This window comes from Archangium sp., from assembly GCF_036277355.1.
Taxonomy (GTDB): Bacteria; Myxococcota; Myxococcia; order Myxococcales; family Myxococcaceae; genus Archangium.
In genome coordinates this window covers 1-19,930 of sequence record NZ_DASUNC010000015.1, presented here as the reverse complement: position 1 = coordinate 19,930, position 19,930 = coordinate 1, and the positions used below count along the sequence as shown (strand labels likewise).

The window sequence follows — 19,930 nt, the reverse complement described above, 5'->3', positions numbered from 1 at the left end:
ACCTGGGACAGGCTGCGCTCTCCGCCCTCCCCCGTCTGTCGAGGACCGCCGATGAACCGCACCACCCTGTTGCTGGCCACCACCGGACTGCTCGCCCTGACGGCGGCGGTGGTGGGGCTGCCCCGCGCGAAGGACACGAGCCACACCCTGGCCTGGCCCGGCGAGGCTCCCACCGGCGTGGTGCTGCCCCTGGCCAGCGCGAAGGACGGCCCGCTGACGCTCCAGGGCAAGCTGTCCGGGGCGTACCTCATGACCGGGCCCAGCGAGGCCTACGCCGTGCTGACGGTGCGCGCGGACAAGCCCCGCGAGGAGAAGCGCGTGCCGGTGAGCCTGGCGCTCGTCATCGACCGCTCGGGCTCCATGCAGGGCCAGAAGCTGACGGACGCCAAGCGCGCCGCGCGGCTGCTGGTGCAGCGCCTGAGCGCCGAGGACCGGCTGGCCCTGGTGCACTACGGCTCGGACGTGCGCGTCTTCCCCAGCGAGCAGGTGACGGAGGAGGCACGCCAGCGGATGCTCGCGTTCGTGGACGCCATCCAGGACGAGGGCGCCACCAACATCAGCGGCGGCCTGCAGGCGGCGGCCCAGCAGCTGCTCGCGCATGTGGAGCACTTCCGGGTGAGCCGCATCCTCCTGCTGAGCGACGGGCAGCCCACCGAGGGCCTCGTCGAGGACGCGGAGCTGCTGAGGCTGGTGGACACGTACCAGCACCAGGGCATGACGGTGAGCGGCCTGGGCGTGGGCGAGGACTTCAACGAGCGGCTGATGCGGGGCATGGCCGAGCAGGGCGGCGGCTTCTACGGCTACATCCAGGACTCGGAGAAGCTGGCGGAGATCCTCCGGCGCGAGCTGGATCAAGCGGCGGGGACGGTCGCGCGCGGGGTGGAGCTGCGGCTGGAGCTGCCCGAGGGCGTGGAGGACGTGGAGGTCATGGGCGTGCCGACGCGGCTCGAGGGCCTGACCCGGGTGGTGCGCCTGTATGACCTGGCGGGCGGCCAGGAGGTCCAGGTGGTGGTGAAGCTGAAGCTGGGCCTGAGGGAGACCTCCAGCGCGGAGCGGGGCGTGCTGGGGGTACAGCTGCGCTACCAGGACGTGGAGGCCGCACGGGCGGTGGAGACGTCCCTGCCCCTGTCGGCCAGGGTGACGAACGACGAGGCGCTGGTGCGAGCCAACCTGGACCAGGAGGTGCGGGTGCACGCGGTGAAGGCGCTCGGGGCCCGGGAGATGCAGGCGGCCGCCGAGGAGATGAAGCGCGGCAACCGGCAGAAGGCCCTGGGCCTGCTGGACAACGCCCGGAGGCTGTTCGGCAGCTCCGCGTCGGCGCTCGCGGGGGAGCTTGCGGACGTGGACCAGACGAAGGCAGCCTATCTCAACGCCCAGGATGAAACCTCCGTGAAGCGTGAGGCGTTACAGCTTCATCGCAAGTCGCTGAAGACGTTCGGACAGAACAACTCCTACGGTACAGACTGATTCAGGAAAGCCCGGCCATGCCCCTGTCGATACAGCTCCAGGAACGCGAGGACTTCGAGGTGCGCACCCTGCGTGCGCTGGGTGGCGGAGCCGCCGCGGGCCTGCTGGCGGTGGCGGCCTCACGGCTGAACGTGCAGGTGGACGTGGGCTTCTTCGCGGTGGCGGGCGCGGCACTGGCCGGGGCACGCACGGACTGGAAGGTGCGCGTGGGGATGCTCCTGGGCTTCCCCGTGCTGCTGAACCTCCCGGACATGCTCTTCGTCCCCTCGCCCCTGTCCGAGGCCTGTACGGGCGCGATCGCCGCCGGAGTGGTGGGCTGGCTGGGGACGCAGTGGAAGCCCAAGCCGCTGCAGGTGCTGGCCGGTGCGGTGGGCGCGGGCGCGCTGGTGCCCCTGGGGCTGTACGTGAAGACGGTGATGGACGCGCGGCTCTTCGACGGGCGCCTGGGCGCGGTGGGCACGGTGCTGGGCCTGACGGCGGTGGCGCTCTTCTGGAGCGTGGGCATGCTCGCCACGCACGTGACGGTGCACGGCAACGCGGTGGAGGCGAAGGGCACCGCGCTGGAGAAGCAGCTGTCCGGCGAGGCCCAGGGCCTGGTGTCTCGCGCGGTGACGCTGTACCGGCAGTGCCAGAAGGAGGCCGCGCGCCTGACGCCGGGGCCCGGGAAGACGGAGCTGTTGGGCGTGCTGGAGAAGATGGCGCGCGAGGTGTTCTCCCTCGCCGAGTCCCACGCGGAGCTGGAGGCGCAGCTGCGCGCGGTGCACCAGGGAGAGGTGGACGCCCAGGTGCAGGAGCTGCGCGCCAAGGCGGCCGCGGCGACGGACGCGGTGGCGCGCCGGCAGCTGGAGCTGGCGGCCTCGTCGCTGGGCGAGGAGCTCAACCACCTGGATTTGCTGGGCCGCAAGCGGGAGCGGCTGCTCGCGCAGCTGCACGCGCAGGTGGCCCTGCTGGAGCGCGCCCGCGTGTCCCTGGTGGGCGTGAAGGGCGGCGACATCGGCTCCAAGGGCGCCCAGGCCGAGCAACTCGCGCGCAAGCTCGCGGCCCTCGGCCAGGAGGACCCGGGCGCTCCCGCCGCTCCGGCCCCCCTGCCCGAGTCCACCCGCGTCGGGAGCTGAGCGCCCCGCGAGCACGACACCGCCGAGACGCTCTGAGCCATGAAGAGTGACGCTGGCCACCCCACTCGTGGTGGCCAGAACGACATTGAGTATGCTACGCGATTGCGTGAGACTGACGTCTCACACTCTCCGTGTACTCATGCCAGAGGGCTCTCCATGCCAGTGACTGTCATCGTCAACGGACTGACACTCGTTCATGAGGAGAGTACTGGGTTTTCCATGGCCACCTTGCCGAACGTCTGCAAGACGCCCAGCCCCGGTGGCCCCGTTCCCATTCCCTATCCCAATATCGCCCAGTCCAGCACCCTGAAGAACGGGACGAAGACGGTCACGTCCGACGGCAAGAAAAGCGCCATCAAGGGGTCCGAGTTCAGCAGCAGCAACGGAGACGAACCGGGGACTGCGGGTGGGGTCAAGTCCAGCACCAACATGAAGGAGGCCAAGTGGCTCACCTACTCCTTCGACGTGAAGCTGGAGGGAAAGAACGCGTGCCGGCTGACGGACAAGATGACCATGAATCACGGCAACACCCTCTGCATGGCGGGCCTCATACAGCCCACACAGCTTGCCGCGATGATCAAGACACTCGAGGAGGTCGCCTGCAAGTGTCAGAATGATGAGCAGCCCAATCGCAACCTCCCTCAGGAAAAGCAGTGCGCGGATCTCATCGACCGGCGCGGCAAGTGCGCAACGCGCAAGCTCAAGGACAAGGAGGGGGAGGGCATCTGGGTCAATGCACGCTTCGAGGCACCGCAGGGTATGACCAACCCGAAGACAGGTAAGCCCGTCACTCGAATCATACCTGATGTGGTGCTGACAGCTCCGGGGACATTTCCCGAGAGCACCATCAGCGTCGGTAAGCGTAAGCGTGCCCTTAAATCGACGCTGAAGCCAGGGGACATCAAAAGGGTGGTGGAGTTCAAGTTCCCCTGCCCCCCGTCCACACGCAAGCCCTATCCCGATCCCTCCAGCGACGGGAAAGGCTACGGGCAACCGCAAAAGCCTAACGACAAAGAGCGGAACGCCTACCGGGAACTAAGCACGCCTCCACAAGATGTGGAAATGATCATGCCATCTGAATCCATATGCGGCTGAGCCGCGCCCCTGGGCTCAACCCGAGCTCTCGTGAAAGAGCCTCTCATGCCGATAACCGAAACCTCCGCCAGGAACCTGGAGCACATCGAGACCATCAACGGACAGAGCGTCCGCCTTGTCAGCCTGAGCATGGGACTCACCCTCTTCCTGCCCATTCCCTTCCGCGATGTGGCCAGTGCTGTCAGGGAGTTGTTCGAACAATACCTCCAGCTCGTTCCGAAGACCGTCTTCCGTTGGCAGAGCCTCGGTGGCACCTCCAATAGCTACAAGCCCATCGCGTCACGCGCCTTTTCGACCATAGACGGATGGCTCTCCCTGCGCCGAAGTTATGGCAGCAGTTGCGCGATCTGGCTTCAGGATGGCCCAACGGACATGGGCACTGGAGAGCATCTCTTCCGCCTGTTCGGTCAGGACCACGCCAACCGCCCGGACGATTCCGGATTCCTACAAATCTTCTTCCCCTGGAATCTGCTCGAAACGATGGGTCTGGAGCCCCTGGTGACCCGCCTCCACCAGATGCTCCAGCACCTACCCTTTCACTCCGGCTACCTGGGGTACACGCTGGGGACTTCCGCCCTGGATACCATCCGCCCGTACTCGAGCATCATCGCGACCAAGGTCTACGCGGCGGCGCAACGGTACCCTGGATTGGAAATCACCAAGCCCCATCTGGAGAACTATGAGATGAAGGCCGTCCTGCGGCCTCCAAGCTGGATCACGTTCCTCTCCCACCCGTTCCTCGAAAAACTCGGGGGAGAGAAGGAACTCCGGGGCTCGCTGAAGGGGGACTTCGTCTTCAGACCCCTGGAGCACGGGTGGAGCATTCAGGCCGGCTCGGAGCCACGGCTGGGCGACCGCAACCGCCAGGAGGATGTCTCACAGGAGCAACGGACCCTCGCACGGCGCCTGCGCCCGCTCCTCTCTGACAGACCCGCCGTTCTCTTCAAGGAACAAGCGTACGAGGATACGCTCTCGTGGATGCGCAGGCTCGCGGAGGACGCCGCTGCATGAAGGCTCGCCCCATGGTGTTGCTCCCCATGCCTGTCGATCCTTCCCGACCCCTTCAGCTCACACTCACGTGGGATGGACAGGGCGCTACCACCGAGCAGGTCGCGGACACTTATGGGAGGGCAATGAAGTCGTTCAACACCCACCTCCAGTGGGAGGCCTTCAGGCTCCCGCTCGCTGCACAAGCGGGAACAGCACCCACGGGTACGCTTCATGTGGACAGGGACGCGATTCACATCACCTTCACGTCGTATCCCTATCAGCCCCAGAGCATCGGGCTGCTCGTCCGCGCACTGGTGTACCAGCACCGGCACTGGAGCTCGCGCGTAGACGTCACCCTCTCCAACACGGAAGCAGGCATTGGCATCCCCGCATCCACCCGCCTGTGGAGGACCGCGGACATCCTCGAGTATCCACCCGAAACATCTCAGCTCCCCTTCCCCGCCTCCGTGCAATGGTGCACCAAGCGCCCACTGCTCACCGTGCAGTTCGCATCGGAAGTAGACCCGAGCGTGGTGGATCATCTCGACGATATCGTCGCCGCGTGGGTCGTCCTCGGCGACCTGGGGGCCTACGCTACGCCGTCGCAGTTGGAGGCCCCCGTCGAGGAGGAGTCCCTGGAAATGCTCCTCGATCTTCCCGTGGATTCCGGGGATGAGGTGGCATGGCAGGTGACGCAGTACGGAGTCACCCCGGATTGCGTCATCCCCTTGTTGAACATGCTGGCAGGTTTCCACGCGCGAGAGGCCAGGCTGAGCCGGCTCATCATTGAATGACGTGCACACTCACGCCGGGCCCACGAGGGCGGCACAGCGATCCCCAGACTCCGAGCTGGTCCACAGCAGGCTCCAAGGCCCCCTGGCGTAACGTCGCAGCCTGGCAGCCACCGCCAGATTGACGAAGAGCGGCCCCGAGGCGGCGCCCACGTCTCCCCAGCAGTCCGCCGGTGTGCACACCTCCGTGGCATCCACGAAGCGCTCCCCGAGCCTGGCAATACTGAAACCGTACTCGTCGGCACGGGAGCGCTCCCCATTCAGATCCCCGAAGACGTGATCGACCTTCGCACCCGATGGGAGCGCGGCGAGAGCCCCCTGTAGCGCTCGCGTCAACCCAATCCCCGTACACACCCGGCCCGTGTCCGGCCGGTCTTGTTCAATCGCCGAGGCTACTGCGGTGACACGTGCCAGCGGCCGAAGTCCATACCGGCTCATCACTCGCTCGGAAGCGACGAGACAAAAAGCCGCGGCCTCTCCAGGGACGAAGCCCCAACGATGGGTCTGGGATTTGAGCTGCTCGCGCCGATCCAACCATTCCAGGATTTCGGGCTCGATATAGCTCTCCACTCCACCGACGAGGCAGAGCTCGGCACCCTGGTTCAGCCACTCCGCCGCCGTCTGCAGCGCCAACAACCCCGCCGCGTGTCCGGCGGAGTGTACTCGCGAGATGCGGACCCGGCCTTCCAGCGGCCCTTCGAGCGCAGCCTCCAACCGTGACGCGACCTGTGAGCGTGGGGGCAGTTCCGAACGCTCGAGCGGGAGCCCCAATGCCACGGGGACAGGCCGCAGCGAGGGCAGCACCTGCGCGAGTGGCTCCAACGCCTCCATCATCGCGGGCACGGCAAGAGCAAGGTAGCGCTCGAGCCCGAGAACCGTCGCGGGGACATACGATGCAGCCGACACCACCATCGGGGCGCCCGCTCCGTCCACCATGAAGGGGTGCTCGGCAAAGCGCACAATGCCGGCGCGCACCGACGCAGCAGACATAGGAGCGCTAGTGCCCACAGGCGTACGCGCCCCCAGGCCAGCGATCATGATGGAAGAACTCTCCTGCATCGTGCGGCTCCCTCCTCCCACAAGGCTTGACCCATCAAATGAACTGCTTCTCGCGAATGGTGGTCTGCTCCAGCATATGCTCGCGATGATGACACGGCACGCTGGTTGCCCAGACCATCATCACGCGGGGAGCGCCCGGCTCGAGGATGACGCTGTGCAGCCGGGCCCGATGCTCCACCCGCTGTCGACCGAGCCGAGTGCTGAATACCAGCCAGACGCGAGGTAGGGCAAAGCGCAGTTCCTCACGCAGCCCCAGATTGAGCAATGTCACGAGCTCCCCGCCTCGCAGGTGACCGGACACCTGTTGGTCGTCAGGAGCACACTGGTGGAAACGGTCGTCGAAATCGAGCGGGACGAGAGGCTGGCGCTCCTGCTGCCACTTCGCATCATACGTGCCCGCACGCTCTCGACGAGGAGACCAGTCACGGCACAGGGGACCAAAACCCGCGGGCGGCGGCCGATCCGCCCAAGAGCTGATGAGAAACCGTGGGTCTTCGATGCATGGCGCGCGCTGGCCTACCAACCGGTCGGGGGATGATGCGAAGCCAGTTCCGATGGGATTACGTCGCTCCCACGCGTCAGTCCGTGGGGTTGCTTCCGTGTCCACCCCACCGAAGGCATGCTCGTAAACGATAGGCATCTCTACAAACGGCTCGGGAGACGTCAGACCGAGCCCCACGCGTTTGCGCCAGCGCCGCTCACCAAAGACACGGAGCACCTTCGTGAGAGGACCCACCCGCATGGCAACATCCAGTTGAGTCACGGGTCGCCCCCCGGGAGCACAAGCCGAGCCGTGAAGAAGCACGTCCGTCGCCTGCTTGCCAGGAACGAGTTCGCTCTCGTACATCAAGCTTGATTTACCGGGCTCGCCATGAAAGCGGGGAACCTTGCAAACCTCCTCTTGCGATGCCGAGAGCTTCGTCGAGCCATCAGGGAGGATGTCGAAAGTTCCTTTGACAGCGACCACCCACAGTTCCGCTCCGTCACGGTCCCGAGCAAAACACCGCTCCGCAGCGTAGGGGGTCTGGTTGACCAACTGCCACATGGCATACTCCTGTAAGGGATGCTCCTTTGAAACGGGCGCAGTGACCCACAGGCCCAGCATGCGTCCGCGAGGCCCCTGAGTCGACGAAACGGTCGCACGGGGTGTAGGCATCAGAGCCAGATGGCCAGGAGGACTCGGGCGCTCCCGCCGCTCCGGCTCCCCTCCCCGAGTCCACCCGCGTCGGGAGCTGAGCGCCCCGCTTCCGCTCACGCATCGCGCCATAGCGGAATTCACACACCGTCACGCAACAAGGTTCGTTTTTCCGCCGATAACGAGAGGAACCCTCCCACCGCTCCCGGCTCCCGGGGCAGGAACCGACATCGTGCGAAAGACAGAAACCTCGTCCTCGAGGCCCACGCGGCTCGACAGCCGTCTGCTGGCGGCCGTGCTCTCCCTCACGCTGGCGGCCTGCGGTGGCGTGTCACAGGAGGAGGCCGTCAACGACCCCCTGGGCACCCAGGAGGCCGCGGTCAGCGTGCCGCTGCGCGTGATGGCCGCCAACATCTCCAGCGGCAACTACCAGAGCTACGACCCGGGCCACGGCATCCGCATCTTCCAGGGCACCAGGCCGGACGTGGTCGCCATCCAGGAGTTCAACTACGGGGACAACTCCGCGAGCGCCATCCGGAGCTTCGTCGACACCGCGTTCGGCACGGGCTTCTCTTACTACCGCGAGGGCGGCGCGCAGATCCCCAACGGCATCATCAGCCGCTACCCCATCATCGCCTCGGGCGAGTGGGACGACACCCAGGTCTCCAACCGCGACTTCGCCTGGGCGCGCATCGACGTGCCGGGCCCCAAGGACCTCTGGGTCGTGAGCGTGCACCTGCTCACCACCAGCAGCAGCATCCGCAACACCGAGGCCACCAACCTCGTCAACTTCATCAAGGCCAACGTCCCCACGACGGACTACCTGGTCATCGCCGGTGACTACAACACCAGCAGCCGCACCGAGTCCTGCTTCACCACCTTCTCCCAGGTGGTGAGCACCGCCAGCCCGTACCCCGCGGACCGCAACGGCAACACCAACACCAACGCCAGCCGCGGCAGCCCGTATGACCACGTGCTCGTGGACGCGGACCTGCGCGCCTGGCAGACGGCCACCGTCATCGGCTCCAGCTCCTTCGCCGCCGGCACGGTGATCGACACCCGCGTGTACTCGCCCATCTCGGAGATTGCTCCCGCGCTGAGCTCCGACAGCGGCGCCACCAACATGCAGCACATGGCCGTCATCAAGGACTTCCTCATCCCCGACAGCACCACCACCGCGAGCATCACGGTGGGCTCGCCCAACGGCGGCGAGAGCTATGCCGCCGGCAGCGCCCAGAGCATCACCTGGACGGCCACCGGCGTGACGAGCGTGAAGATCGAGTACACGCTCAACGGCTCCACGTGGACCCCCCTCACCGCCAGCACCTCGGCCTCCACGGGCTCCTATGGCTGGACGGTCCCGAGCACCACCACCACCACCGCGAAGGTGCGCGTGAGCGATGCCTCCAACTCCGCCATCACCGACACGAGCGACGCGAACTTCTCCATCACCACCTCGGGTGGCGGGGGCGGCGCGGCGGTGGTGTTCATCAATGAGATCCTCGCCAACGAGGCCGGCTCGGACGTGAACGGGGAGTTCGTGGAGATCGTCAACTCGGGCGGCACGGCCGCGGACCTCTCCGGCTGGACGCTCTCCGATGCCGCGGGCCTGCGCCACACCTTCGCGAGCGGCACGACGCTCGCCGCGGGCAAGGCCATCACCGTGTTCGGCGCCGCCGCGGGCATTCCCACGGGCGTGAGCAACGCGGTGGGCTCCACCTCGGGCGGCCTCAACCTGAGCAACAGCGGCGACACCGTGACGCTGAAGAACGCGGCGGGCACGACGGTGGACACCACCACCTACAGCTCGTCGCTCGCGGGCACCGACGGTGTGTCCATGAACCGCGGCCCGGATGTCACCAGCGGCGCCACCTTCGTGCTGCACACCACCCTGTCGAGCGCCACGTCCTCGCCCGGCACGCGCGCCAACGGCACCGCCTACTGAGTCACGGCCGTTCCCCTCGGCTCCAGCGCCGTCCTGGCTGGAGCCGGTGGGCCCCGCTCCTACTTCGAGCTCTTCGAGCGGCCCTTGTCCTCGGCCTTCGCACGGGCCTCGAGACCCAGGGGCCGCACCATGTGCAGACGGGCCTCGGCCGTCAGCCGGGAGATGACCTGACCGGGCGTGCCCTGGTCGTCCTCCTTCAGGCGCTCCTCGATGCGCTGCTCGATGTCCTCGCGCATCTTCCGGGCCTCGGCGAGCGCGGCGTTGATCTGCTCGCGCACCGCCACGGAGTGCTCGTCCATCGCGGCGCTGCGATACGCGGCGGTGTCCCGGCGCACCGCGATGCGTCCCGCGGAGCTTCCCGCCGTCCGGCGCCGGCGCACCACCGTACGCTTCTGCTTCCCCGCTCCACCCTTGCGCTTGTCCGCCATCGCGGCCTCCTGCTCCACATTCCGATCTCCCCGGAAGGTGGGGTGCGCTCCCAGGAGCCGGAAGTCCCCTCCCGGTACGGTGCGGGTGCGGCCAGGCAGACAGTCGGCAATCAGCACGCTCCCATGACGTAGGGCCATTGCCTGTTCCCCGGCCTACCGCCCCACCATCTACGAAGACCTTCGTTGACATCTACGAACCCCTTCGTATACCTTGAGGGAGAAAGCTGACGGGAGGGAGTGCGATGAGTGAACCGACGCTGCCGCGCCCGACGGACGCGGAGCTGGGCATCCTCCGGGTGCTGTGGGAGCGAGGCCCCAGCACCGTGCGCGACGTGCACGAGGCCCTCAACAAGGGCCAGGAGGGCACCGGCTACACCACGGTGCTCAAGCTGATGCAGATCATGACGGAAAAAGGGCTCGTCGAGCGCGACGAGTCCCAGCGAGCCCACGTCTACAAGGCACGGGCCACGCAGCAGAAGACGCAGCGGCAGCTCGTGACGGACCTGCTGGACCGGGCCTTCGGTGGCTCCCCGGCCCAGCTCGCGATGCAGGCGCTGTCGACGAAGAAGGCCTCGGCGGAAGAGCTCGCCGAGCTGCGCAAGCTGCTGGACACCCTGGAAGGGGAGGAGACGCCATGAGCGAGGCCGTGTCGCAGTCCCTGGGCTGGGCGTTGTTGCACCTGCTGTGGCAGGGCACCCTGGTGGCCGCGGCGCTCGCGGTGGCGCTGCGCGTGCTCGACCGGCGCGCGGCCTCCGTGCGCTACCTGCTCTCCTGTGGCGCCCTGGCCCTCCTGCTCGTGCTGCCCGCCCTCACCGGCTGGCACCACTACGCCTCCCTCCAGAAGGCGGAGCCCCTTCCGAGCACCCCCGCCTCCGTGGAGCGGACCTCCACCGTGGCCCGGGCTCCCGGCCTCGTGATGGAGCGCGCGGTGGAGAAGCGCTCCCCGGTGGCGCCCCTCGCCGCCCGGCCCACGCCCGTTCTGGAGCGGGTGCTGCCGCTGCTCGGCGAGCACATGCACTGGCTGGTGCTGGCGTGGGGGCTGGGCGTGACGGTGTCGTCGCTGCGGCTGCTGTCCGGGTGGCTGAAGCTGCGCCGCCTGGTGCGCGAGGCCGAGCCCGCGCCCACCGAGTGGCAGGACGCGCTGGAGCGGCTGGCGCGGCGCCTGGGCATGACGCGCCCGGTGCGGCTGCTGCGCTCGGCGGCGCTGGACGTGCCCGCGGCGGTGGGCTGGCTACGGCCGGTGGTACTGCTCCCCGTGACGGCGCTCACCGGACTGTCCGCCCGCCAGCTGGAGATGGTGCTCGCCCATGAGCTGGCCCACATCCGCCGCTACGACTTCGCCGTCAATCTGGTGCAGACGCTGGTGGAGACGTTGCTCTTCTACCACCCGGCCGTGTGGTGGATGTCGCGCGTCATCCGCGTCGAGCGCGAGCACTGCTGTGACGACATCGCCGTGGGCACCAGCGGCAACCCCATCTCCTACGCCCGCGCCCTCACCGCGCTCGAGTCCCTGCGCTTGATGCCCCTGGAGACGGCGAGCCCGGCCATGTCCGCCCTGGGCGGCTCGCTCACGGACCGCGTCCGCCGGCTGGTGGGCACCCCCGCGGCGCGCTGCTCCTCGCGGTGGGTGGCCGGTGCGTCCGTCGTCACGCTGATGAGCGGCATGGCCGTGGCCGGCCCCCTGGTGGCCCTCGCCCTTCCTCCCGCGCCTCCCGCGGCGACGGCCGAGGCCCCCGAGCCGCCCGCTCCCGTGAGCGCGCCCCTGGCACCCACGCTCCCCGCCGCGCCTCCGGCTCCGCCCGCGCCTCCAGCGCTGATGCTTGCCCAGGCGCCCGTCCCCGCTCCCGCGCCCGCCCCTGCTCCCGCTCCGAGGCCGATGCTCTCCGGGAAGCGGGGCGGGGATGTGGACATCGATGTGGATGCGGACTCGGATTACGACTCGGACGAGGACACCACGCGCGTGGGCGACAAGCCGCTCTCGGTGGATCAGCTCGTCGCGCTCAAGGTGGCCGGTGTCACGCCCGAGCGCGTGAAGGAAGTGGAGTCGCTCGGCTATGAGCCCACGGTGGCCAACCTGGTGCGGTTCGGCCACGCCCACATGACGCCCGAGTACGTGAAGGAGATGACGGCCCTCCTCGGCGGCAAGCCCACCGCCGAGGAGCTGGTGGAGCTGCGGCACGTCGGCGTGACGCCCGAGCGCGTGAAGGGGCTCGCGGCGGCCGGGTACAGCAAGCTCTCGGCCGACGAGCTGACGCAGGCGGCGGCCCTCGGGGTGGACGAGCGCTTCATCACCGAGCTGCGCTCCGCCGGCTACGACACGCTGGACTTCGACGACCTCGTCGAGCTGCGCGCCCTCGGCGTCAATGGCGAGTACGTGCAGGCCCTGAAGGCCGCGGGCTACGACAAGCTCTCCGCCGAGAACCTGACGCAGCTCAAGGCGCTCGGCGTGTCGCCGGAGTACCTGCGCACGCTGCGCGAGGCGGGGCTCGACAAGCTCCCCGCGGAGAAGGTGGTGGAGATGCGCGCCCTCGGCGTGGACGCGGACTTCATCCGCGAGCTGCGCAAGAAGCAGTAACGCGCAGTCCCCTTCCCCCCACCTCCCACGAGCCCCCGGCCGCGCCTCGCGCGCGCGCCGCCGGGCTCCCTTTTGCCCGAAGTCTCCCGAAGGAGCCCGAACCATGAACACCCCACGCACGACGTACGCACTGCTCGTCTCCGCCCTGCTGATGTGGACCTTCTCCGCGCTGGCCGCGCCGGCGAAGAGCGGCACGTGGACGGCCACCCCGCGCGAGGACACGTTGCAGATGAACTTCCGCGTCCAGGAGCACGGGAACATGGGGCTGAGCATCCCCCGCTCCGCCATCCAGGGGCTGAACACGCAGGACGGCGCGGACACGAAGTTCCAGCTCGCCCGCGAGGCCGGCACGCTGCGCTTCGAGGGCCGCTTCGCCAACGGCGAGGGCGCGGGCCACTACACCTTCGAGCCGAACGCCGCGTACCTCGAGGAGATGGGGAAGCTCGGCTACACGAACATCACCCCGGACGAGCACTTCCAGCTGGCCATCTTCGACCTGGGGCCGGCGCGGGTGAAGGCATTGGCGGAGCTCGGCTACACGAAGCTGTCCCATGACGAGCTGCTCCAGGTGGCCATCTTCCAGGTGACGCCCGAGCACATCCGCGAGATGGCGGACCTGGGCTTCCGCAAGCTGGACTTCGATGACCTGGTGGCCACGCGCATCCACGGCGTCACCCCGCAGTTCGTGAAGGAGATGCGCGAGGCGGGTTACCCGAATGTGACCCTCCAGCAGCTCGTGGACATGCGCATCCACCGAATCGATGGGAACTACGTTCGCTCTCTTTCCAAGAACAAGGGAAGCGGCCGAAAGGAATGACGGGCCGGGAGGGGAAATGAAAGATGATGCATGGCCCCACCGCCCAGGAGCGCCATGCGTCCCACTCCCTCCCTTCCCCAGAATGACTCTCCCGCCCAGCAGCAGCAGCGCCTCGCCACGCTCACGCAACAGCGGCAGGTCTACGCCTACAACTTCGACAGCCGGCTGAGTCCGCTGGGAATCGCCGCCCAGGTCCCCCGTCAGGACAACTTCTCCTTCGTCTGGTTGGATGGCATCGCCACCACCGCCCTGCAGCTCCTGGGCAACGTGCTGGCCATCGGCGCGAAGCTCTTCGACAACGGAGAGGCGGTCCAGAACGACGCCAACCTGTCCGAGACGGAGCTGCGCAGGGTCGAAGCGCTCTATCAGGATTTGACGGAGGGCTTCAGCCGGCTGTCGGACCGGACCGCCCGGCTCCACCAGGCTCCGCACACCCCGGGGGTGGCGTTCATCGCCGGTATCATCGAGCGCCCCCGGACACTGCTCAAGGCCGCGGGCCAGGTGTTGGAGGAGACCGCCGGTGTCGCGGTGGTCTCCGAGATCGCCACCGAGGCCGGGAAGGATGCGCCCGCCGCCCTCGCACAGGACATCTTCGGCCTCATCGATGAGCTGCTGAAGAAGCTGCTGTCCGAGGCCGGTGAGCTGTTCCTGCAATACCTGGGGCTGTCCGGCAAGGCGGGGTCGCTCGACGCCTACTCGGCCCAGTTCTCGCTGTTGCAGCCCCCGGCGGTGGCGAGCAATTACGAGACCGATCTCATCTTCGCGCGCATGCGGCTGGCCGGCCCCAACCCGGTGCTGCTCCAGGGCATCGACGTCCTCCCCGAGAAGTTCCCGGTGACGGACCCGCAGTTCCAATCCGTGATGGGACCGGAGGACACCCTGGCCCGCGCGGGCAGGGAGGGACGGCTGTACCTGCTGGACTACGCCGTCTTCCAGGGCATTCCCACCGGACAGACCTCGGGCGGGCAGAAGTACATCGAAGCGCCGCTCGCCCTGTTCGCCGTGCCGGCCGCGGGCCAGCCCGACCGGAAGCTGCGCGCGGTGGCCATCCAGTGCGCCCAGACGCCGGGCCGCGCCAACCCCATCTTCACCCCCAAGGACGGCACCTCCTGGCGCCTGGCGCGCCTGCACGTGCAGGTGGCGGATGGCAACTACCACGAGCTCATCTCGCACCTGGGCCTCACGCACCTGGTCCTCGAGGAGTTCACCCTGTCCACGCACCGGCAGCTCGCGCCCCAGCACCCGCTCTACCTGCTGCTGACGCCGCACTTCCAGGGCACCCTGGCCATCAACAACGCCGCGGAGACGTCGCTCATCGCGCCCGGAGGCCCGGTGGACCGGCTGCTCGCCGGAGACATCAAGGCCTCCACCCAGGTGAGCATCCAGGCCGTGGCCCACCACTCCATCAACCAGGCCTTCCTGCCCCGGGCGCTGGCGGCCCGCCGGGTGGAGGACGCCTCGAAGCTGCCGGACTACCCGTACCGCGACGACGCGCTGCTGCTCTGGAATGACATCCGCGCGTGGGTGAACGACTACCTGGCCATCTACTACAACGATGACGCCGCCGTGCGCGGCGACTCCGAGTTGCAGGCCTGGGTCACGGAGCTCGGCAGCCCCGAGGCCGGCAAGCTGAAGGACGTGGGAGAGAATGGCGGGGGCATCCAGACGTTCGAGTACCTGGTGGAGCTGGCCACCTACGTCCTCTTCACCGCGAGCGTGCAGCACGCGGCGGTCAACTTCCCGCAGCGCACGGTCATGAGCTACACGCCGGCCCTGCCGCTGGCGGCCTACGCGCCCGCGCCCACCTCGGTGCAGTACCTGCCGGCGAGCACGGAGCTGACCCACCTGCCGCCGTTGCAGATGGCCTTCCTGCAGCAGGCGGTCACCTTCGGGCTGGGCAACGTGTACTTCACGCGGCTGGGCGGCTACGACACGTACCTGCGCGAGCCCTGGTTCGCGGACGCGCGCGTGTGGCCCGCGCTCGAGGTCTTCCAGAAGCGCCTGCGCGCCACGGAGCAGGAGATCGGCCGGCGCAACCTCTCGCGCATCCCCTACGAGACGCTGCTGCCCACGGCGATTCCGCAGAGCATCAACATCTAGTGGAGTGTCCACGAAGTTTTTGGACATAGTCGCGGAGCGAAGAGTCGGGCTGCTTCCGGGGGCGAACATGAGCAGCTGGTCCGATTGTCGGACCAGTCGGAGCATCTCGCGGAGGGAAGGTGTTCCCATCGGGAGTTTTCGGCCTGAGCGCTGAGCGCTCCCCTTGCAGTATCTTCGGAGCGCCGACCTCCAAACAGGCCAACACTTCCCGCCTATAGCGCCGCGCGGGATCCTGTTTCGACTATGTCCAAGGACTTCGTGGACAGTCCACTAGTACCATGGTCATCAAGTCCACCACCGATGCCGGTCTCCAAGTTCTGCGGGATATTGCGGAGCCACTCCGCAAACTCGGAGACGCCTACTCAGTTCCGTTGGTAGCCAAGCAGGTTGGTGGCAACCCCCGGCTTTTCGGAACTGGTTGGTTCTTTCGATGCGAACAGGAATGGTTCCTGGTCACCGCCGAGCATGTCCTCAGAGATCTTGCCCCGCCAAGATCTCCAAGGGGCACTCCGCACGACTCCGACCTGTTGGTTCCTGGAGTTGGCGGTGTTCTGGTGCCCCTATCAGGCAAATGGAGTGCGTCGCCGAAATACGACGTAGCCATCCTCCGGCTCACAGACCCAAACCCGATCCGAGAAAACTGGACACCGGTCACCGTGGCCGATCTGGCGCCACAGCAGGATCTGAAAGAAGCGTGGTTCCACGTCACCGGCTGGCCGCTTCAACTTTGTGCTCGCACAACAGGTGGTCTGGAGGCCGACAAATTTCGGTTCACGGCCAAGTTCGATGCGGGAACAGAGCCGTACAACCCCGAAACCGAGCTCCTATTCCCCCTCGAAAGGAACGACTTCGGAACTTTTGATGGACAGCCCACCTCAGCCCCAGCGTTGCAAGGAATTAGTGGGGCACCCGTGTGGCAGATCTTCATGGACGGCAACAGGCACTATCAACCCCGCCTCGCCGGTGTCGAAACCAGCTACTTAGAGCGCGACATGACTTGGTACATCCGGGCAACCCGATGGGCTGCGGTCCGGATGGTGATCGAGCACGCCGTCCCAGGACTTATCAAGTCCGCCGAGCGGTTGGTCGGGCTGTAGCTCTTATGCGCGCGGAAGGCTCGCCGTCACCTTGGCGTACTCGCGTTCGAGCATCTCGGTAATCGCCTTGCGTCGAGCGCTCTGGTCCTGTTCCTTCGTGCTGAGCGGTACGCGGGCGTAAAGCTCCCCGCTCACGATGCGCGACACCTCCCCATCACCTACGGTGGCACACCACCACCGACGTGATGCCCATCAACCAACTCGCTCACGCGCCCATCAACAAGCGTGCGCGGTAACATCTACGATCCTGGCACCTATTGAAGTTGCGAATGCAAGCCTGCTTCCACTCGGGCAGAGAAGCGTTGTTGGAGTAGTCGTCATCGTCAGCATCGGCGCGCGCAGCCCTGAGCACCTGCTCAACCTCGGATTGCGTCGCCCCACAAGCGCCCACTGGGTCCTGTGGATGCTTCTTGATGCAGCAGGCCGCTTGCGCCAGGGACTACGGGACGGCTCGACATGTAGGTGTAGTCCGTCGTCCCGCTGGAGTAGGCGTAATGCGCCCTACCAGCCGAACAACCGGACGCGAACAGCCCCCAAAGCAGGGCCACATCCACGAACACAACAGAAGTCAAGGGTTTCATACGGCCAGCGCAGGACAGTCTCTTTTCGAGACGCCACGACAGGCCCTCGCACAGGGGGCTGGCCGCTCCCATCCCTTATCTGGTAGGTCAACCCGCGATATGCGGAACTTCTTACCTCCCTGGTCTACCCTGCTTCTCGTCCTGCTGGCGCCCGTGGCTGTGGCCAAGGGACACGAGCCCGTGTCTCGTAACCTCTATCTTTCGGACGAACCAAAGGCGGAAGTGCCATCGGTTTACGTCGCGGGCGAAATGGTAACGGTCCTCCGATTTGAGCAACCTTGTGACCGGGAGCGAACGAAGCTGCTGGGCTGGGAAGGTCGCTTTGAGCCTGTGGAATGCGTCGGAAGGAAGGTGATCGTAGAGCCGCTCAAAGACCTCAAGCCCGAGGATGGTTTCTTGTTGGTGGTGACGCTAGCGGACGGGAAGGAAGTACCCTTCACCGTGACGGCGCGCAATGAGCAGTTCGACCATCAGGTGAACGTATTCCCAGACAATGAGACTAAGGGCGCTCTCCAGAGCCGACTGGAGTATTCCCAATACAAAGAGCAGCGTCTCACGGAAGAAAACGAGCGCTACCGGAAGGAAGAGACCTCAATTGATCATGCCCTTGCCGCGCTCTTGGCAACGGACGCGGTGAAACTGACTCCTTTTACTCCGCTCTTCGTCCATCTTTTCAAGAATCCCTACGATGTTGAGGTAATGATAACCGTACTCGGCACCAAGAATAAGGATAGAAAAAAGAACGATAAGATTGCGGTGGTCTTCACCGTGACCAACAACCACCCGACCGAGTCTTGGAGTTTGTTGGATGCCCGCTTGGCTAGCGAGGCAAGTAGAGAGAAGAAGCCGTGTGCTCTACGAGCCACCCGGGGGGTTTGGGGACCGGGTGGTGAAAGCGGGCGGATAGCGGTTGTCTTGGATGCAAGCGCCTTCGACTCGAATACAGGTCCTGAGCGGCTGGTGCTGGAACTTTTCCGCCGAGGAAGCGGGTTGCGGGAGGCGCTGGTGAATCTGGACCCGGTGATGCTGCGCTAGTAGATGGGTATCCCTATGAGTCCAACCCACGCGCCACTTGTCGCAACTGTTCTACTGCTCTGCGTGCTCTTCGGTTGCACGACCACCGGAGGTGTTCCGCTTCGTGCGGACGGGGGCCCGGGCCCACAGGAGTGTCCGCAAAAGGCTCTTGAAGCGATGCGGGTCCTCAACCTGCGTGTGGGGGACGGCGCTACGGTTGAACTAGATGTTAATCAGAGTCTTACCAGTCCCATTACGCTGTCGGATGGTCCCATTGAAAGCATGTTGACCAGCAGCCTCGGACCCCTCTCGACAGGAACCCGTCTTTATGGGCGCGTGTGGACCGGGGGGCCACAGGTCGCTGTCCGGTACTACGAGGCACACCCAGCAGACGGCGAGCCCTTCCCCATTTGCGCCGTGGCTCGACTTGCTCACGGGCAGATGCAGAAAAAGCCCGAGTCCAAGCCCGGAACGGCCATCCTCGAATTCTCCAGTGCTGGGGTCTTCATTGTGAACTCGTTCCGGTGAGCCGACCCACACCCACCGGGACACGTCGCCCGAACGCCCCAGCCGGTCGGTTCACGTCGGGTGCGTGTCCCGTGTAGTGGAGAATGTAGCTGCGAGCACCAGAGGAGACCTGAATTGATGGTTTTTGCCCCCATCAATTCGGTCTAAGTGCCCGAAACTACTGGAGGACCCTTTCTCCCCCTGGGAGAGGGTTGGGGTCAGGGTCTACCTCGTGCACGAATGTTCAATCTGATTTAACGTTCGTGCATGCAGCCGAATCGCCCGAATCCACCCGATTGGGGGCAGCTCTACGAAGTCGCCGCGGGCCAGGGTGGTTACGTCACCACGCGGCAGGCGCAGGAGGCGGGCTACTCCCTGCCTCTCCTGACCCACCATGTGAAGCAGGGCCGCCTGCAGCGCGCACGACGTGGCGTCTACCGGCTCACGCACTACCCGGCGGGGGAGCATGAAGACCTCATCGTGCTCTGGCTGTGGAGCGAACAGGCGGGCGTGTTCAGCCATGAGACAGCACTCTCGCTGCACCATCTCTCGGATGCCCTGGCAGCGGTGTATCACCTCACGCTGCCAGCAACATGGTCACGGCGCCGGCTCCGCACTCCATCTGGCGTTCGCCTGTACTTCGCGGACGTGAAGGGGGCCGATCGGACCTGGGCTGGCGGAGTCCCCGTGACGTCGCCTCTGCGCACGCTCGTTGATTGCGCGACCGCGGCCGTTCTCCCCGAGTTCATCCACGCCGCCTACAGGCAAATACAACAGCGGGGTCTCGCATCTCCCCGTGAACTACGGGACAGGTTGTCCCCGCTCCTTGAAGGGAGGCACCTCGCGTCGTCGCCACGACAGAAACGCAAGACTTCCCGAAAGCTCTTCCGAAACCAGGCCAGCCAGGCTCGTTCCCCATGAGATGGGGAACGACTCGAACCGCCGGGTGGATATGCCTCCTGGCACTGGTGCTCCAGGCCTGCGCGACAACAGGAGCGATGGATGGCATCGAGCCCGAGGAAGACATTCCGTCTGAAGACGTCGGGAGGGACCTGCCTCCACCGTGGGAGACACGTCACGCGGAGACGGACGAAGAAGCGCGCCGGGCCGAGGCCACTGCAGCACTCTCGGGCATGCGTGGAGTAGCCAGCCACGTGGAGGAAGCCGGTGCCGGGCTGGTCTTCCGTTTCTGGGCACACAATGGCGTACTGACA

Annotated in this window: 18 protein-coding genes; 14 read left to right on the top strand and 4 right to left on the bottom strand. The window is 66.4% G+C overall.

Going from position 1 to position 19,930, the window contains the following annotated elements; genetic code table 11:
* The first annotated feature begins 51 nt into the window (after positions 1 to 51).
* The 5 genes from VFZ09_RS02695 to VFZ09_RS02675 all read left to right on the top strand — a co-directional run bounded on the left by VFZ09_RS02695 (position 52) and on the right by VFZ09_RS02675 (position 5,461).
* Positions 52 to 1,467: a vWA domain-containing protein gene (locus tag VFZ09_RS02695; protein WP_329725867.1), complete on the top strand. Its 1,416-nt coding sequence runs from the start codon at positions 52 to 54 to the stop codon at positions 1,465 to 1,467.
* A 17-nt stretch (positions 1,468 to 1,484) separates the two neighbouring features.
* On the top strand, positions 1,485 to 2,582 hold the full coding sequence (locus tag VFZ09_RS02690; RefSeq protein WP_329725866.1) for a hypothetical protein: 1,098 nt from the start codon (positions 1,485 to 1,487) through the stop codon (positions 2,580 to 2,582).
* A gap of 219 nt (positions 2,583 to 2,801) precedes the next feature.
* Complete coding sequence (locus tag VFZ09_RS02685; RefSeq protein WP_329725865.1) at positions 2,802 to 3,677, top strand: DUF4150 domain-containing protein; 876 nt, start codon at positions 2,802 to 2,804, stop codon at positions 3,675 to 3,677.
* 45 nt (positions 3,678 to 3,722) lie between these two features.
* Positions 3,723 to 4,688, top strand: a complete 966-nt coding sequence (locus tag VFZ09_RS02680) for a type VI immunity family protein (protein WP_329725864.1) — start codon at positions 3,723 to 3,725, stop codon at positions 4,686 to 4,688.
* Positions 4,685 to 5,461, top strand: a complete 777-nt coding sequence (locus VFZ09_RS02675; protein ID WP_329725863.1) for a hypothetical protein — start codon at positions 4,685 to 4,687, stop codon at positions 5,459 to 5,461. Before VFZ09_RS02680 ends, VFZ09_RS02675 begins: the two co-directional genes overlap by 4 nt.
* Positions 5,462 to 5,470: 9 nt before the next feature.
* Here VFZ09_RS02675 and VFZ09_RS02670 read toward each other — a convergent pair whose 3' ends face one another.
* Together VFZ09_RS02670 and VFZ09_RS02665 are read right to left on the bottom strand one after the other, a co-directional pair.
* A complete protein-coding gene (locus tag VFZ09_RS02670; protein WP_329725862.1) occupies positions 5,471 to 6,496 on the bottom strand; it encodes a hypothetical protein in 1,026 nt (341 codons plus the stop codon).
* A 55-nt stretch (positions 6,497 to 6,551) separates the two neighbouring features.
* The gene (locus tag VFZ09_RS02665; RefSeq protein ID WP_329725861.1) at positions 6,552 to 7,562 is read right to left on the bottom strand and encodes a DUF2169 domain-containing protein; all 1,011 of its coding nucleotides are present in this window, start codon (positions 7,560 to 7,562) and stop codon (positions 6,552 to 6,554) included.
* A 322-nt stretch (positions 7,563 to 7,884) separates the two neighbouring features.
* Here VFZ09_RS02665 and VFZ09_RS02660 point away from each other — a divergent pair, with 322 nt between their 5' ends.
* The gene (locus VFZ09_RS02660) at positions 7,885 to 9,597 is read left to right on the top strand and encodes a lamin tail domain-containing protein (protein ID WP_329725860.1); all 1,713 of its coding nucleotides are present in this window, start codon (positions 7,885 to 7,887) and stop codon (positions 9,595 to 9,597) included.
* A gap of 59 nt (positions 9,598 to 9,656) precedes the next feature.
* Here the strand turns inward: VFZ09_RS02660 and VFZ09_RS02655 are convergent, their stop codons facing one another.
* Positions 9,657 to 10,163 (bottom strand): hypothetical protein, encoded by a 507-nt coding sequence (locus tag VFZ09_RS02655; protein ID WP_329725859.1) that lies wholly within the window; start codon positions 10,161 to 10,163, stop codon positions 9,657 to 9,659.
* Between the two features lie 104 nt (positions 10,164 to 10,267).
* Here VFZ09_RS02655 and VFZ09_RS02650 point away from each other — a divergent pair, with 104 nt between their 5' ends.
* The 5 genes from VFZ09_RS02650 to VFZ09_RS02630 all read left to right on the top strand — a co-directional run bounded on the left by VFZ09_RS02650 (position 10,268) and on the right by VFZ09_RS02630 (position 16,614).
* Entirely contained in the window at positions 10,268 to 10,663 is a 396-nt protein-coding gene (locus VFZ09_RS02650; RefSeq protein ID WP_043397949.1) for a BlaI/MecI/CopY family transcriptional regulator, read from the top strand.
* The gene (locus VFZ09_RS02645) at positions 10,660 to 12,600 is read left to right on the top strand and encodes a M56 family metallopeptidase (RefSeq protein ID WP_329725858.1); all 1,941 of its coding nucleotides are present in this window, start codon (positions 10,660 to 10,662) and stop codon (positions 12,598 to 12,600) included. The genes VFZ09_RS02650 and VFZ09_RS02645 overlap by 4 nt, the downstream gene beginning before the upstream one ends.
* A gap of 103 nt (positions 12,601 to 12,703) precedes the next feature.
* The gene (locus VFZ09_RS02640; RefSeq protein ID WP_329725857.1) at positions 12,704 to 13,417 is read left to right on the top strand and encodes a hypothetical protein; all 714 of its coding nucleotides are present in this window, start codon (positions 12,704 to 12,706) and stop codon (positions 13,415 to 13,417) included.
* 54 nt (positions 13,418 to 13,471) lie between these two features.
* Positions 13,472 to 15,517: a lipoxygenase family protein gene (locus VFZ09_RS02635; RefSeq protein WP_329725856.1), complete on the top strand. Its 2,046-nt coding sequence runs from the start codon at positions 13,472 to 13,474 to the stop codon at positions 15,515 to 15,517.
* Between the two features lie 278 nt (positions 15,518 to 15,795).
* Entirely contained in the window at positions 15,796 to 16,614 is an 819-nt protein-coding gene (locus tag VFZ09_RS02630; RefSeq protein WP_329725855.1) for a hypothetical protein, read from the top strand.
* Positions 16,615 to 16,617: 3 nt separating this feature from the next.
* Here VFZ09_RS02630 and VFZ09_RS02625 read toward each other — a convergent pair whose 3' ends face one another.
* Positions 16,618 to 16,761: a hypothetical protein gene (locus VFZ09_RS02625; RefSeq protein ID WP_329725854.1), complete on the bottom strand. Its 144-nt coding sequence runs from the start codon at positions 16,759 to 16,761 to the stop codon at positions 16,618 to 16,620.
* Positions 16,762 to 17,027: 266 nt separating this feature from the next.
* On the opposite strand from VFZ09_RS02625, the gene VFZ09_RS02620 reads away from it, so the two are divergent.
* From VFZ09_RS02620 to VFZ09_RS02610, 3 genes are all read left to right on the top strand, one after another.
* Complete coding sequence (locus tag VFZ09_RS02620; protein ID WP_414640666.1) at positions 17,028 to 18,230, top strand: DUF2381 family protein; 1,203 nt, start codon at positions 17,028 to 17,030, stop codon at positions 18,228 to 18,230.
* Positions 18,231 to 18,983: 753 nt separating this feature from the next.
* Positions 18,984 to 19,637, top strand: coding sequence for a type IV toxin-antitoxin system AbiEi family antitoxin domain-containing protein (locus VFZ09_RS02615; RefSeq protein WP_329725852.1), 654 nt, complete (start codon positions 18,984 to 18,986; stop codon positions 19,635 to 19,637).
* Between the two features lie 77 nt (positions 19,638 to 19,714).
* Positions 19,715 to 19,930 (top strand): hypothetical protein (locus VFZ09_RS02610; protein ID WP_329725851.1); only part of this gene is annotated, 216 nt, incomplete at its 3' end.